Annotated in this window: 8 protein-coding genes and 2 pseudogenes; all 10 read left to right on the forward strand. The window is 61.3% G+C overall.

Annotated features, from left to right (window positions below; all coding sequences use genetic code 11):
• The first annotated feature begins 87 nt into the window (after positions 1–87).
• Positions 88–1,425: a putative aminohydrolase SsnA gene (ssnA, locus tag WMO24_RS05450; protein ID WP_349215309.1), complete on the forward strand. Its 1,338-nt coding sequence runs from the start codon at positions 88–90 to the stop codon at positions 1,423–1,425.
• 69 nt (positions 1,426–1,494) lie between these two features.
• Positions 1,495–4,470 (forward strand): putative selenate reductase subunit YgfK, encoded by a 2,976-nt coding sequence (gene ygfK, locus WMO24_RS05455; RefSeq protein ID WP_349215310.1) that lies wholly within the window; start codon positions 1,495–1,497, stop codon positions 4,468–4,470.
• A gap of 13 nt (positions 4,471–4,483) precedes the next feature.
• The gene (hydA, locus tag WMO24_RS05460; RefSeq protein WP_349215311.1) at positions 4,484–5,842 is read left to right on the forward strand and encodes a dihydropyrimidinase; all 1,359 of its coding nucleotides are present in this window, start codon (positions 4,484–4,486) and stop codon (positions 5,840–5,842) included.
• A gap of 10 nt (positions 5,843–5,852) precedes the next feature.
• Positions 5,853–8,422 (forward strand): annotated as a pseudogene (gene xdh, locus WMO24_RS05465) (selenium-dependent xanthine dehydrogenase).
• Positions 8,419–9,744 (forward strand): uracil-xanthine permease family protein, encoded by a 1,326-nt coding sequence (locus tag WMO24_RS05470; RefSeq protein WP_349215312.1) that lies wholly within the window; start codon positions 8,419–8,421, stop codon positions 9,742–9,744. Before xdh ends, WMO24_RS05470 begins: the two are co-directional and overlap by 4 nt.
• Positions 9,745–9,747: 3 nt before the next feature.
• Positions 9,748–10,992 (forward strand): diaminopropionate ammonia-lyase, encoded by a 1,245-nt coding sequence (dpaL, locus tag WMO24_RS05475; RefSeq protein WP_349215313.1) that lies wholly within the window; start codon positions 9,748–9,750, stop codon positions 10,990–10,992.
• Positions 10,992–12,176 (forward strand): YgeY family selenium metabolism-linked hydrolase, encoded by a 1,185-nt coding sequence (locus WMO24_RS05480; protein WP_349215314.1) that lies wholly within the window; start codon positions 10,992–10,994, stop codon positions 12,174–12,176. The genes dpaL and WMO24_RS05480 overlap by 1 nt, the downstream gene beginning before the upstream one ends.
• A gap of 19 nt (positions 12,177–12,195) precedes the next feature.
• Complete coding sequence (locus WMO24_RS05485; protein ID WP_349215315.1) at positions 12,196–13,788, forward strand: N-acyl-D-amino-acid deacylase family protein; 1,593 nt, start codon at positions 12,196–12,198, stop codon at positions 13,786–13,788.
• A 25-nt stretch (positions 13,789–13,813) separates the two neighbouring features.
• A complete protein-coding gene (locus WMO24_RS05490) occupies positions 13,814–14,191 on the forward strand; it encodes a RidA family protein (protein ID WP_349215316.1) in 378 nt (125 codons plus the stop codon).
• Positions 14,192–14,248: 57 nt separating this feature from the next.
• A pseudogene (locus WMO24_RS05495) lies at positions 14,249–14,361 on the forward strand (sulfide/dihydroorotate dehydrogenase-like FAD/NAD-binding protein); the annotation flags it as partial.

Genomic DNA, 14,361 nt, shown 5'->3' on the forward strand with positions numbered 1-14,361 from the left:
CCAATCCACAGCATCCCTTACAGTGTAGCACAGCCCTTGGAGAGGGGCTCTAATAACTACTACTCTATAATACAAGGGAGAATGAAAATGTATCTGCTGGGAAACGGACGTCTTGTCACGCGCGATGAACACAACACCTTCCTTGAAAACGGTTGTGTGGCCATTGAGGGCAACCTGATTGCCGAGGTGGGCGAAACTTCGGCACTGCGGGCCAAATACCCCGACGCAAAATTTATGGATGCCAAGGGCGGCGTGATCATGCCGGGCTTCATCAACGCTCACAACCACATTTATTCCGCCTTTGCCCGGGGCCTGACTATCCGCGGCAATAATCCCACCAACTTTCTGGAAGTACTGGACCAGCAGTGGTGGACCATTGACCGTCATCTGCTGCTGAAGGACTCCAAAGCCAGCGCCGACGCTACCTATCTGGACTGCATTGAGAACGGCGTGACCACTGTGTTTGACCATCACGCCAGCTACGGTGAGATTGCCGGAAGTTTGTTCGCTCTGGCCGAGAGTGCCCGGCAGTTCGGTGTTCGCACCAACCTGTGCTACGAGATCAGCGACCGGGACGGTGCGGAAAAAATGCGCGCTGCCGTCAAGGAGAACGTGGATTTCATTCGCTTCGCTCAGAAGGATGATACCGACATGGTTAAGGGCATGATGGGCATGCACGCGCCCTTCACCCTTTCCAATGAAACGCTGGAATACTGCGCTGCCGAAAAGCCGGAGGGCGCGGGATATCACATCCACGTGGCTGAGGGAATCGACGATTTGTACGACAGCTTGACCAAATACAACAAGCGCCTGATGTTCCGCCTCCACGATATGGGCATTCTGGGCGAAAAGACCATCTGCGGCCACTGCATCTACATTAACGAGGCCGAGATGGATCTGGTAAAAAGCACTGACACCATGGTAGTGCACAATCCCGAGAGCAATATGGGCAACGCCGTGGGCTGCCCGCCTGTTCTGAAAATGTTTGAAAAGGGCATTCTGATCGGTCTGGGAACCGACGGTTACACCAACGATATGCTGGAGAGCTACAAGGTGGCCAACGTACTGCACAAACACAACGCCTGCAAACCCAACGTGGCCTGGGGCGAGATTCCTGCCATGCTGTTTGAAAACAACCGCCGCATGGCCGCGCGCTTCTACAATAAGCCGGTGGGCGTGCTGGCCCCCGGTGCTTATGCGGATGTGATTGTGCTGGACTACACACCGCTCACTCCTATGACGGCCGGAAACGTCAACAGCCATCTGCTGTTCGGGTGCAACGGGCACAATGTGGTGACCACCATCATCAACGGCGTGGTGCGCATGGAAAACCGCACGCTGGTGGGCATCGACAAAGAAGCGGTGCTGGCTCACTGCCGGGAAGAGGCCGCCGATTTGTGGAAGCGCATCAACGAACGCCGCTGAACACAGGAACAAGACCGGGTGCGTCCCGGCATAACGGAATATCAAAACGGAGCACAGGAGGAAGAGTTTATGAGTGATATCATGCGTCCCATCCCCTTTGGAGAACTGATGAACTGGGTGCTGGAGGAGCACCGTACCCAGGGCACGATTTTCGGCGTCAGCGAACTGTACCATCACACCAGCGGCAAGACGCTGCCCATTTTTACCGAGCAGGTCGAGACCCCCTTTGGCCCGGCTGCCGGTCCCCACACCCAGCTGGCCCAGAACCTGATCGCCGCCTATGTGGGCGGAAGCCGCTTCTTTGAGGTAAAGACCGTGCAGATCATCGACGGCGAGGACCTGCCCGTGTCCAAACCCTGCATTCGGGCCGAGGACGAGTGCTACAACGTGGAGTGGAGCACCGAACTGCGGGTGCCGCAGGCCTACGAGGAGTACGTCAAGGCCTGGTTTGCCATCAAGCTGCTGGCGAAATCCATGGGCTTTGGCTCGCCCGACGGCTTTGTGTTCAACATGAGCGTGGGCTACGATTTAGCGGGCATTCAAAGCGAAAAGGTCGACAAGTACATCGAAGGCATGAAGGATGCTTCTGCCAGCGCCGTGTGGGCCGAGTGCACCGCCTGGGCGAAAGAAAACCTGGACCGTCTGCCCGGTGTGGACGCAGCGTACATCGACGCCATCAACCCCCACATCTGCACATCCATCACCCTGTCCACCCTGCACGGTTGTCCGCCCGACGAGATCGAGCGCATCGCCACCTACCTCATCACCGAGAAAAAGCTGAACACCTATATCAAGTGCAACCCCACACTGCTGGGTTATGAGTTTGCCCGTAAGACCATGGACGACATGGGCTACGACTACATCGTGTTCGATGACCATCACTTCAAGGCGGACCTGCAGTTCGCCGACGCCATCCCCATGTTCCGCCGTCTGCTGGCGCTGTGCGAAGCCAACGGTGTGGAGTTCGGCGTGAAGCTGACCAATACCTTCCCCGTGACCATCGCCGCGGGCGAGCTGCCCGGCGAAGAGATGTACATGAGCGGCAAGAGCCTGTATCCGCTGTCCATCTCCCTGGCCGAGCGCGTGGAAAAAGAGTTTGACGGCAAGCTGCGCGTATCCTATTCCGGCGGCGCGGACCAGTACAACATCGCGGATATTTTCGCCTGCGGCGTGTGGCCCATCACCATGGCCACCACCCTGCTGAAACCCGGCGGATACAACCGGCTGCGCCCCATCGCGGACATCCTGACGAACATGGAGTACAAAGCGTTCGATGGCGTGGACGTGGAGGCTCTGAGCGCGCTGGCTGCCAAGGCCAAGACGGACGTACACCACGTCAAGCCCGTGAAGCCGCTGCCCAGCCGTAAGATGAAAAAGGACGTTCCCCTCATCGACTGCTTCACCGCGCCCTGCGCCGAGCAGTGCCCCATTCATCAGGACATTCCCGAGTATCTGCGCCTGGTGGGCGAGGGCCGCTATGAGGAAGCGCTGCGGGTGATCTGCGAGAAAAATCCGCTGCCTTTCATCACCGGCACCATCTGCAGCCATACCTGCATGTCCAAGTGTACCCGCAACTTCTACGAAGAGTCCGTGCACATCCGTGCGGCCAAGCTGGAGGCTGCGGAAAACGGCTTTGCATCCTTTGCCAAATCGCTCAAGGCGGGTGCCCCCTGCGGCGCGAATGTCGCTGTTGTGGGCGGCGGTCCCGCTGGTATGGCCGCGGCGCATCTGCTGGCCCGGGGCGGTGCAAAGGTGACCGTGTTTGAAAAGCGCGGCTCGTTGGGCGGTATCGTCAAGCACGTGATCCCCGCGTTCCGCATTTCCGACGAGGCCATTGCCAACGATGCCTCCATGCTGGAAGCGCTGGGCGTGACTGTGAAGCTGAACACCGAGGTGGCCGATGCCCGTGCCCTGCTGGCTGAGGGCTACACCCACGTAATCGTAGCCAACGGCGCCTGGGAGCACGGCGCGCTGCATCTGGAAGGGGATGCTGCGCTGAACGTAATTGAATTTTTGGAAAAACAGAAAAATGCGCCCGAGACGCTGAATCTGGGCAAAAATGTGGTGGTCATCGGAGGCGGCAATACTGCCATGGACGCAGCTCGGGCCGCTAAGCGCGCACAGGGTGTGGAGCACGTGCGCCTGGTCTACCGCCGCACCAAACGTTACATGCCTGCCGACGCGGAAGAACTGGAACTGGCCATTGCCGACGGCGTGGAGTTCTGTGATCTGATGGCGCCCAAGGCACTGCACGGCGGCGTTCTGACCTGCGAAGTCATGGAGCTGGGCGCGCCCGACGCCTCCGGTCGTCGCAGCCCGCAGCCCACGGGCCGCACAGTGGAGCTCCCTGCGGACACCGTGATCTCCGCCATCGGCGAGAAAGTGGATACGGCGTACTTTGTCAAAAATGGCGTCACCGTGGACGAGCGCGGCCGCGCCGTGACGAATGAGGCATGCAAGTCGGCCGGCGTCTATGTGATCGGCGACGCGCGCCGCGGCCCCGCCACTGTGGTAGAGGCTATTGCGGACGCTGCTGCCGCAGCCCGGGACATTCTGGGCGCGGGCGAAGCCGTACACTTTGCGCTGAACGCCGCCCCGGCGGAGCTGAAAGCCCGTCGTGCCCAGCTGCGCGGGTATCTGGACGCCAAGACGGAAGCGTCCCGCTGCCTGGGATGTGAGACCGTATGCGAAAACTGCGTGGATGTGTGCCCGAACCGGGCCAACATCGCCGTGCGCGTGCCCGGTCTGGATAAGGAGCAGATCGTTCACGTGGACAAAATGTGTAACGAGTGCGGCAACTGCGCTGTGTTCTGCCCCTATGCCAGCGCGCCTTACAAAGATAAATTCACGCTGTTTGCCAGCGAGGCCGATATGGCCGATTCTACAAACGCGGGCTTCTGCGTGCTGGACGCGGCCGCGGGTCGTGTGAAGGTGCGGTTGGGTCAGGAGGAATACGAGACGATTTTGGCCGACGACACCCGCACCTATGCGCCGCTGAAGGCGCTGATGGAGACCGTGCTGCGCGACTATGCCTACTGCCTGTGAGGAGGCGAGCACTGTGACCATCATCAAAAACGGAACGCTCGTTTTGCCTGACGGCGTGCGCCGGGGCGAGCTGGCGTTTGAAAACGGCGTCATCACCAAAATCGCGCCCGTCCTGGAGGCGGGCGCGCAGGATCAGGTGTTCGACGCGCAGGGGTGTCTGGTGTTTCCGGGGTTTATCGACGGGCACACCCATCTGGACATGGACAGCGGCACCACCGTCACAGCCGACGATTTTGCATCGGGTTCGTGCGCGGCGGTGTGCGGCGGCACCACCACACTGGTGGATTTCGCCACTCAGGACAAGGGCCATACACTGTGCGAAGCCCTGGATGCCTGGCATCAGAAGGCTGACGGCAAGTGCGCGTGCAACTACGCGTTCCATATGGCTGTCACGGACTGGAATGAGCGCACCTGCGCCGAACTGCCGATCATGAAAGAGCGGGGCGTCACGTCCTTCAAGGCATATTATGCTTACGACAACCTTCGGCTGGATGATGCCCAGATGTATCAGCTGCTATGCGCTTTGCAGCCCTTGCACGGGGTGCTGGGGGTGCACTGCGAAAACGGTACGCTGGTCAACGAACTGCAGCAGGAGCAGCTGGCACGGGGCGTCACCGGACCGGCGGGCCATCCCGCGTCGCGCCCGCCGGTGGTGGAGGCCGAGGCCATCCGCCGCTTGTGCGCCGTGGCAAAGCTGGCGGACAGCACCGTGCACATCGTGCACCTGTCCAGTGCCGAAGGTCTGGAAGAGGTGCGCCGCGCCCGGCGGGCGGGGCAGACGGTTTGGGCGGAGACGTGCCCCCAGTATCTGGTGCTGGACGATTCCCGCTACGCACTGGAGGGCTTTGAGGGAGCCAAGTACATCATGAGCCCGCCGCTGCGCAGCGAGGCCGACCGCCAGACGCTGCGTCAGGCGGTAAAGAATGGCGAGATCGACACCATTTCCACCGACCACTGCAGCTACCGCTTTGACACCCAGAAGGTTCTGGGAAAAGACGATTTTACCAAAATCCCCAACGGCGCGCCCGGCATCGAGCACCGCCCGGCGCTGATCTACACGAGCTTTGTGGCAACGGACGAGATGACGGCGGCCGAAATGTGCCGCCTGCTGGCGGAAAACCCGGCGAAGCTGTTCGGCATGTGGCCGCGTAAAGGCTGCCTGGCCGAGGGCTCGGACGCGGACATCACCGTGTGGGATCCGGCTGCGCGCTGGACCATTCGGGCAGCGACGCAGCACCAGAATGTGGATTATACGCCCTATGAGGGCTTTGAGGCGATCGGACGGCCCCGCGCTGTGTATGTGGGCGGGGAATTGGCGGCAAAGGACGGCGAGCCCACGGGCGTATGCGCCGGACGGTATGTGAAACGATAAGGAGGCTGGCATGTACACTCTGTATGTGAACGGTGTGGAGTACCACACCGAAAAGAACAGCAAACTGCTGGATTATCTGCGGGATGATTTGCGGCTGACCAGCGTGAAAAACGGCTGCGGCGAGGGCGCGTGCGGAACCTGCACGGTCCTTGTGGACGGCAAGAAAACCAAAGCGTGTGTGTTTCGGCTGGAAAAGCTGGACGGCAAGCACATCACCACTGTGGAGGGCCTGACTGAGCGCGAGCGCGACGTGTATGTGTACGCCTTCGGACAGACTGGCGCGGTGCAGTGCGGATTCTGTATTCCGGGCATGGTCATCTGCGCCAAGGCCCTGCTGGACGAAAATCTGGACCCCACGCCCGACGATGTGAAAAAAGCCATCCGCGGCAATATCTGCCGGTGCACGGGTTATGTGCGCATCGAGCAGGCGATTTTGCTGGCGGCCAAAATGTTCCGGGAGAACCTGCCCGTGCCCGACGACGGGTCCGACGCGCGCATCGGCCATCTGTTCCCCCGGGTGGACGTGGCGGAAAAGGTGCTGGGCACCGGGCTTTTCGTGGACGACATTGTGGTGCCGGGCATGATCTATGCCAAGGCGCTGCGGTCCAAATATCCGCGGGCCCGGGTGGAGAAGATCGACCTGACCCGGGCGCTGGCCCATCCCGATGTGGTGAAGATCCTCACCGCCAAGGATGTGCCCTTCAATAAGACTGGTCACATCATTCAGGACTGGGACGTGCTGATCGCCGAGGGCGACTGCACCCGGTACATCGGTGACGCCATCGTACTGGTGGCCACCAACCACAAGGAGACCCTGGATGAGGTGCTGGACCTGGTGGACGTGACCTACACGGAGCTGGAGCCGTTGACCGACCCCGCGAGGCCATGAAGGAAGATGCGCCGAAACTGCACGAAAACGGAAACATCCTCACAAAGCAGGTGCTGCGCCGGGGCGACGCCGACAAGGCCATTGCCGAGGCGGCCTACGTGGTCACCCAGCACTACTCCACCCCCATGACGGATCATGCATTCATGGAGCCGGAATGCGCCATCGGCATTCCCGACGGGGAAGGCGGTTTGTTGATGTATACGGCCAGCCAGTCTGTGTACGACGAGCAGAAGGAGATCAGCCGTATGTTGCAGATCCCGCCGGAAAAGGTGCGCTGCCAGACAAAGCTGGTGGGCGGCGGTTTCGGCGGCAAGGAGGACATGAGCGTGCAGCACCATGCGGCGCTGATGGCCTGGGCCACCGGAAAACCCGTCAAGGTGAAGTTCTCCCGACAGGAGAGTTTGAACATCCACACCAAGCGCCACGCCATGGAGATGGACGTGACCACCGCCTGCGACAAGGAAGGCAGACTAGTGGCCATGAAAGCGCTGCTGATTTCTGACTGCGGCGCATACGCCTCGCTGGGCGGGCCGGTGCTTCAGCGCGCCTGTACTCATGCGGGCGGGCCGTACAATTTCCAGAACGTGGACATCACGGGTATCTGCGTCTACACCAACAATGTGCCGGGCGGCGCATTCCGCGGCTTCGGCGTCACCCAGAGCTGCTTTGCGGGGGAGGTCAATCTGGACCTGCTGGCTGAGAAGGTAGGCATCTCCCCCTGGGAGATTCGCTACCGAAACGCCATCCGCCCCGGCCAGGTACTGCCCAACGGCCAGATCGCGTCCCACGACACGGCCTATGCCGAGTGTCTGGAAGCGGTGAAGGATGTCTTTGAAAGCAGTCCCTACGCGGGCATTGCCGGGTGCATGAAAAACAGCGGCGTGGGCGTGGGCTTGCCCGACATCGGCCGTTGCCGGCTGGCCGTGGTGGACGGTGTGGTGCACATCCGCACCAGCGCCGCCTGCATGGGACAGGGCGTTGCCACCGTCTGCACGCAGCTGGTGCACACGGTTACGGGCGTGCCCGCTGCGCGCATCTTCCACGAGCGCGCCGACACGGCGATCACCCCCAACTCCGGTACATCTACCGCCAGCCGACAGACGGTGTTCTGCGGTGAGGCTGCCCGCCGCGCTGCGCAGCAGCTGGATCAGGCACTGAAGGCGGCGGGCGGCGACCTTGCGGCGTTGGAGGGACAGTCCTTCTACGGCGAGTACTCCGGCGTCACCGACCCCATGGGCTCCGACAAACCCAACCCGGTCAGCCACGTGGCCTACGGCTACGCAGCCCAGGTGGTGGTCATGGACGAGAACAAAAAAGTGGTCCGTGTGGCCGCTGCCCACGACGTGGGTCGGGTGGTCAATCCCCAGGCATGCGCCGGTCAGATCGAGGGCGGCGTGGTCATGGGCCTGGGCTACGGCCTGACGGAAGATTTCAAAATGGAGAATGGCTATGTGAAGTGCAAGTACGGCACGTTGGGCCTGCTGCGCTCCACGGATGTGCCGCCCATTGAGGTGCACCTGATCGAAAAGGGAACCGACGACCAGAACACCTTCGGCGCCAAGGGCGTGGGCGAGATCAGCGCCATTCCGGCGGCGCCCGCCTGCGCCAACGCCGCCTACCGGGTGGACGGCCAGGTGCGCACCAGCCTGCCCATCCGCGACACCTTCTACAAAAAGGAGGTGCGCAAATGAGCACCAAACAAAGCACGGCCCAAAGCGCGCTGTACACCCAAAGCGGCGTGCCGCCCCTGGGCGAGGCCATCCCTCTTGCACTGCAGCATGTGGTGGCCATGGTGGTGGGCTGCATCTCCATGCCCATGATCGTGGCGGCTGCCGCAGGCGTCTCTGAACAGGACCAGATCATCATGGTGCAGGGCAGCCTGCTGGTGGCGGCGCTGGCCATCTTGCTGCAGGCCTTCGGCGTCAAGGGCTTTATCTCCAGCGGCTTGCCTGTCATGGTGGGAAGCGGCTTCGCCTTTCTGCCCACGCTTCGCACCATTGTGGAGCAGTCCGGCATGGCTGGGCTGGCGGGCGCCCAGATCGCGGGCGCGTGCATGGGCATGATTGTGGGTCTGATATTCAAAAAGATCCGCTTTCTGTTTCCACCCATCGTCACGGGCAGCGTGGTGCTGACCATCGGCATTTCTCTGTACGACACCGCCGTCAACTACATGGCGGGTGGTGTCGCGTCCGACCCGTCCTATGGCAGCGCACGGAACTGGATTCTGGCCCTGATCACGCTGGTGGCCGTCATCGTTGCCGGACAGTTCGGCAAAGGCATGGTCAAGGCCAGTGCCACGCTGATTGGAATGGTGGTGGGCTATTTGGCCGCAGTGCTGTGGGGAGGCATCGACTTCTCCGGAGTGGGCACGGCGGGCTGGGTGCAGCTGCCGGAGCCCTTCCACTTTGCGCCGGCTTTTCATCTGAATGCCATTATCAGCCTGGGCATTGTGTTCATGGTCAACGCCGTGCAGGACATTGGCCAGTTTGAGGCCACGGCCAACGGCGCCTTTGAGCGGCCGGCCACCAGCGCGGAGATCACCGGTGGCGTCATCGGCAACAACCTGTGCAGCCTGCTGGGCGGCATTCTGGGTGGCGTGCCCGTGGCCACCGCCGGCCAAAATGTGGGTATTGTAGTTACCACCAGAGTCATCAACCGGGTGGTGTTCGGCATCGCGGGCGGCGTGGTGCTGGTGGCGGGGCTTGTGCCCAAGCTCAGCGCCATCCTCATCACCATCCCTCAGCCGGTGCTGGGCGGTGCCACCATCACGGTATTCGGCTCCATCGCCATGACCGGCGTGCGCATGCTGGCCCGGGAAGGACTCAGTCCCCGCAGCACGTTTATCGCGGGGCTCAGCGTGGCGCTGGCGGTGGGCATTCCCCAGCTGCCCAACGTATTCGCGGGCTGCCCGGCGTGGATCGGTCAGATCTTCGGCGGCTCCGAGGTCATTGTTGTGGCGCTCTCTGCCATTTTACTCAATTTGATCCTGCCAAAGGAAAAAAAGGAGACTTGAGTTATGAAGGAAACATTTAAAATCGTCACCTATCCCCGTCAGGACGTGCCCGCAACGGATCTGTCCGCGTTCAGCGAGGCCGAGGCCAAAAAGGCTCACGACTTTCACGCCAGCTTTGACGTGTACGCTGAAACACCTCTCACAGGTCTGCCGGGCCTTGCCAAGGCGTTGGGCGTCGCGTCCGTCCATGTGAAGGACGAGAGTTACCGCTTCGGACTGAATGCCTTCAAGGTGCTGGGCGGCAGCTATGCGCTGGGCCGTTACATCGCCAAAAGGCTGGGCGAGGACATTGCACAACTACCTGCTTCCCGCATTCTGTCCCAGGAAGTGCGTGCCAAGCTGGGGGACGTAACGTTCGTCACCGCCACCGACGGAAACCACGGCCGCGGCGTGGCCTGGACGGCCAATCGTTTGGGACAGCACTCCGTGGTTTATATGCCCAAGGGCTCCGCGGCCGAACGCCTGGCCAACATCCGCGCCGAGGGCGCGGATGCGTCCATTACCGATCTCAACTACGACGAGGCTGTGCGTCTTGCCAACCGGCAGGCAGAGGAAAAGGGCTGGGTCATGGTGCAGGATACCGCCTGGGAAGGTTATACCGATATTCCTTTGTGGATCATGCAGGGTTATACCACCATGGGTTATGAGATCGTGCGTCAGCTGGAGGCTCAGGGTGCCGAAAAGCCCACCCACGTGTTCCTGCAGGCGGGCGTGGGCAGCATGGCGGGTGCCATGACAGGCTTTTTGACCTCGTACTACGGAAAGGATCGTCCGTTCATTACCATCATCGAGCCGAACAAGGCCGACTGTGTGTTCCGCACCGCCGAAGCCCGGGACGGCAAACTGCATTTCGTGACCGGCGACATGGATACCATTATGGCAGGGCTGGCTTGCGGCGAACCGTGCACCATCGGTTGGGAAGTGCTGAAAAATTGCGCCGACGCGTTCATCAGCTGCCCGGATTACGCGGCGGCCGACGGTATGCGCATCCTGGCGGCGCCCGTGCGCGGCGACGCGCCCATCGTCTCCGGCGAATCAGGCGCGGCCACAGTGGGCTGTGTGTCCAACATTCTGCTGCGGCAAAGCCTGGCTGAATTGAAAGAGAAGCTGCATCTGGACGAAAACAGCCGGGTGCTGTTTATCAGCACCGAGGGCGACACCGACAAGGACAACTACCGCAAAGTCGTCTGGGGCGGCAAATATTCCAAAGTGTACGAAGAGGGAACCGACGGAAAGGAGAATGTGTGATGTTGAACGAATTGCAGAAAAACGAAGTGGTGGCCCTGTGCCAGAACCTGGTCCAGTCCCCCAGCACCAGCGGCCATGAGGACGGCGTGGTGGAACGCCTGAAAGCGTTTTTTGAGGCCAACGGCTTCGACAGCGTGCATGTGGACAAATATGGCAACGTGATCGGCTGCATCAAGGGCAGCCGCCCCGGCCCGAAGATTCTGTTCGACGGCCACATCGACACTGTGCCGGTAGGCGACCCCGCCACCTGGGAGCACGACCCCTTTGCCGCTGAGATCGTGGACGGCAAGATCTATGGCCGCGGAACTTCCGACATGAAGGGAGCGGTGGCCGCCATGGCCTGTGCTGCTGCAAACTTTGCCAAGGCGACCAACCGGGACTTCGCCGGTGAGATCTACGTGGCGGGTGTGGTGCATGAGGAGTGCTTCGAGGGCGTGGCCGCCCGGGAGATCAGCGCCTATGTGAAGCCGGATTATGTGGTCATCGGCGAGGCCAGCCAGCTGAATTTGAAGATCGGCCAGCGCGGCCGCGCCGAGATCGTGGTGGAGACCTTCGGCAAACCCTGCCACAGCGCCAACCCCGAAAAGGGCATCAATGCGGTGTACAAGATGGCTAAGGTCATCGAGGCCATCCGCACGCTGGAGCCCACCCATCACCCCGTGCTGGGTGACGGCATTCTGGAACTGACCGACATCAAGTCCGCCCCGTATCCCGGTGCGTCCGTGGTGCCTGAGTACTGCCGTGCCACCTACGACCGCCGCCTGCTGGTGGGCGAGACCAAGGAGAGCGTGCTGGCGCCCATCAACGCGCTGCTGGAAAAACTGATGGCCGAGGACGACCAGCTGAAGGTCAAGGCCAGCTATGCGGTGGGCCGGCAGATGTGCCACACGGGCAACGAGATCGAGGGTGAGCGCTTCTTCCCCGGCTGGCTGTACGACGAGAAAGACGCCTTCGTACAGGATGTGTACGCCGAATTGAAGGCCATGGGATATGAGCCCGGCATCACCCAGTACAACTTCTGCACCAACGGCAGCCACTACGCGGGCGAGGCGGGCATCAAGACCTTCGGCCTTGGACCGAGCCGCGAGAACCTGGCCCACACCATCAACGAGTACATCGAGATCGACCAGCTGGTGAAGGTGTGCGACTGCTATACCGGCGTGATGAAGGCGCTGCTGAAATAAGAAAGGAAGCGAAAAGACAATGGCTTCTCTGCTTTTGAAAGGCGGCCGGGTCGTGGACGGAACGGGCGCGCCCGCTTATGAGTCCGACGTGCTGGTGAAGGATGGGAAGATTGCGGCCGTGGGTCATGACCTGGGCTCCGCCGACCGCACGCTGGACGTGTCAGGCCTGGCGGTGGCCCCCGGCTTCATCGACACCCACAGCCACTCCGATCTGGACGTGCTGTTGCGCCCGCAGGTGCTGCCCAAGGTCATGCAGGGCATTACCACCGAGCTGCTGGGGCAGGACGGTGTCTCGCTGGCGCCGCTGCCCGCGCAGTACATCAGCCCCTGGCGCAAAAATCTGGCGGGTCTGGATGGTGACAGCGATGATATCGACTGGACCTTCGGCACCACGGAAAATTATCTGAATATGATCGAGGCTGCGCACCCGGGCCTCAATGAAATGTATCTTGTGCCCCACGGCAACATCCGCATGGAGGCCATGGGACTGGACAACCGCCTGCCCACTGAGGAAGAGATCGAGAAAATGCGTGCCATCACCCGCCGGGAGATGGAGGCGGGCGCCATGGGCCTGTCCACCGGGCTGATCTACATCCCTTGCGCCTACTCGGAAAGCCGCGAGATCATCGAGATGTGCAAGGTGGTGGCCGAGTATGACGGTGTGTTCGTCATCCATCAGCGCAGCGAGGCGGACACCATTCTGGACAGCATGAAAGAGGTCATCGAGATCGGTCGTAAGTCCGGCGTGAAGGTGCACTGGAGCCACTTCAAAGTGTGCGGCAAGCAGAACTGGGACAAGATCGACGCCGTACTGGAACTTTTGGAGCAGGCCAAAGCGGAGGGAATCACGGTCAGCTTCGACCAGTATCCCTACGTGGCCGGCAGCACCATGATGGGCGCCATTCTGCCCCCGTGGGTGCACGACGGCGGAACCGACAAGGCCGTGGCGCGGCTGGCCGACCCCGAACTGCGCAAAAAAATGGTCTACGACATGGAACACGGCATTCCCGGCTGGGACAATTTCGTGGATTTCGCCGGGTTTGAAAACATCTACGTCACCAGTGTCAAGACAGAACAAAACGCCGACGCGGTGGGCCTTTCCATCACGGAATTGGCCGAAAAGCGTGGAACGGACCCCTACACAGCCGCCTTTGATCTGCTGATGCAGGAGGAGAACGCCGTGGGCATGGTGGACTTCTACGGCACCGAGGAGCATGTGAAGCGCTTCATGCAGCGACCGGAGATGAACGTGTGCACCGACGGGCTGCTTTGCCCGGGCAAGCCCCATCCCCGCCTGTACGGCAGTTTTGTGCGGGTGCTGGGCAAGTACGTCCGGGAAGAGGGCGTGCTTACTCTGGAGCAGGCCGTACGCAAAATGACGGGCAAGCCCGCCGAGGTCCTGTCTCTGCGGGATCGCGGTCTCATCCGCGAGGGCATGCGCGCCGATATCACGGTGTTCGACCCCGAAACGGTCATCGACCGGGGTACTTTCACCGATCCCATCCAGTTCCCGGATGGCATCGCTTATGTGATCGTCAATGGTGCGCTGGCCGTGGATCACGGCCGGCACACGGGCGCGCTGAACGGACAGGTGATCCGGCGCGGCCGCTGACAGTTTACAAACAGGAGGATTTTTTATGAACAACGCAATTTCCACGGAAAAAGCCCCGGCCGCTATCGGCCCTTATTCCCAGGCGGTGAAAGCCGGCGATACGATCTATGTGTCCGGCCAGCTGCCCATCGATCCCGCCACCGGCGCCTTTGCCAGCGACGATATCACGGCGCAGACGCGCCAGTCCCTGACCAACATCCGCAGCATTCTGGAAGCGGCGGGCACGGACATGAGCAAGGTGGTCAAAACTACCGTGCTGCTGAAAAGCATCGCGGATTTCGCCGCCATGAACGAGGTGTACGCCCAGTTCTTCAGCGAGCCGTACCCTGCTCGGGCTGCTTTCCAGGTAGCCGCGCTCCCCAAGGACGCGCTTGTGGAAATCGAATGTGTGGCTGTACTGTAACGCCATCCGGCGCGGTTTTCGCAAACCGCGCCTTTTTTGTGAAAACGGAGGAACGCTATGTACAAAATTTTAGAGAAGGAAGCGCTGAACCCTACGGTCACCAAAATGGTGATCGAAGCACCGCTGGTGGCTCATAAAGCGCAGCCCGGCCAGTTTATCATCTTCCGCGC

It is taken from the genome of Ruthenibacterium intestinale, assembly GCF_040096265.1.
Taxonomy (GTDB): domain Bacteria; phylum Bacillota; class Clostridia; order Oscillospirales; family Ruminococcaceae; genus Ruthenibacterium; species Ruthenibacterium komagatae.

What these genes read in the sequence shown, in the direction of transcription:
- WMO24_RS05490 (WP_349215316.1), top strand. Translation starts at nt 13,814, where the DNA reads ATGAACAACGCAATTTCCACGGAAAAAGCCCCGGCCGCTATCGGCCCT.
- WMO24_RS05470 (WP_349215312.1), top strand. Translation starts at nt 8,419, where the DNA reads ATGAGCACCAAACAAAGCACGGCCCAAAGCGCGCTGTACACCCAAAGC.
- ygfK (WP_349215310.1), top strand. Translation starts at nt 1,495, where the DNA reads ATGAGTGATATCATGCGTCCCATCCCCTTTGGAGAACTGATGAACTGG.
- ssnA (WP_349215309.1), top strand. Translation starts at nt 88, where the DNA reads ATGTATCTGCTGGGAAACGGACGTCTTGTCACGCGCGATGAACACAAC.
- WMO24_RS05485 (WP_349215315.1), top strand. Translation starts at nt 12,196, where the DNA reads ATGGCTTCTCTGCTTTTGAAAGGCGGCCGGGTCGTGGACGGAACGGGC.
- WMO24_RS05480 (WP_349215314.1), top strand. Translation starts at nt 10,992, where the DNA reads ATGTTGAACGAATTGCAGAAAAACGAAGTGGTGGCCCTGTGCCAGAAC.
- dpaL (WP_349215313.1), top strand. Translation starts at nt 9,748, where the DNA reads ATGAAGGAAACATTTAAAATCGTCACCTATCCCCGTCAGGACGTGCCC.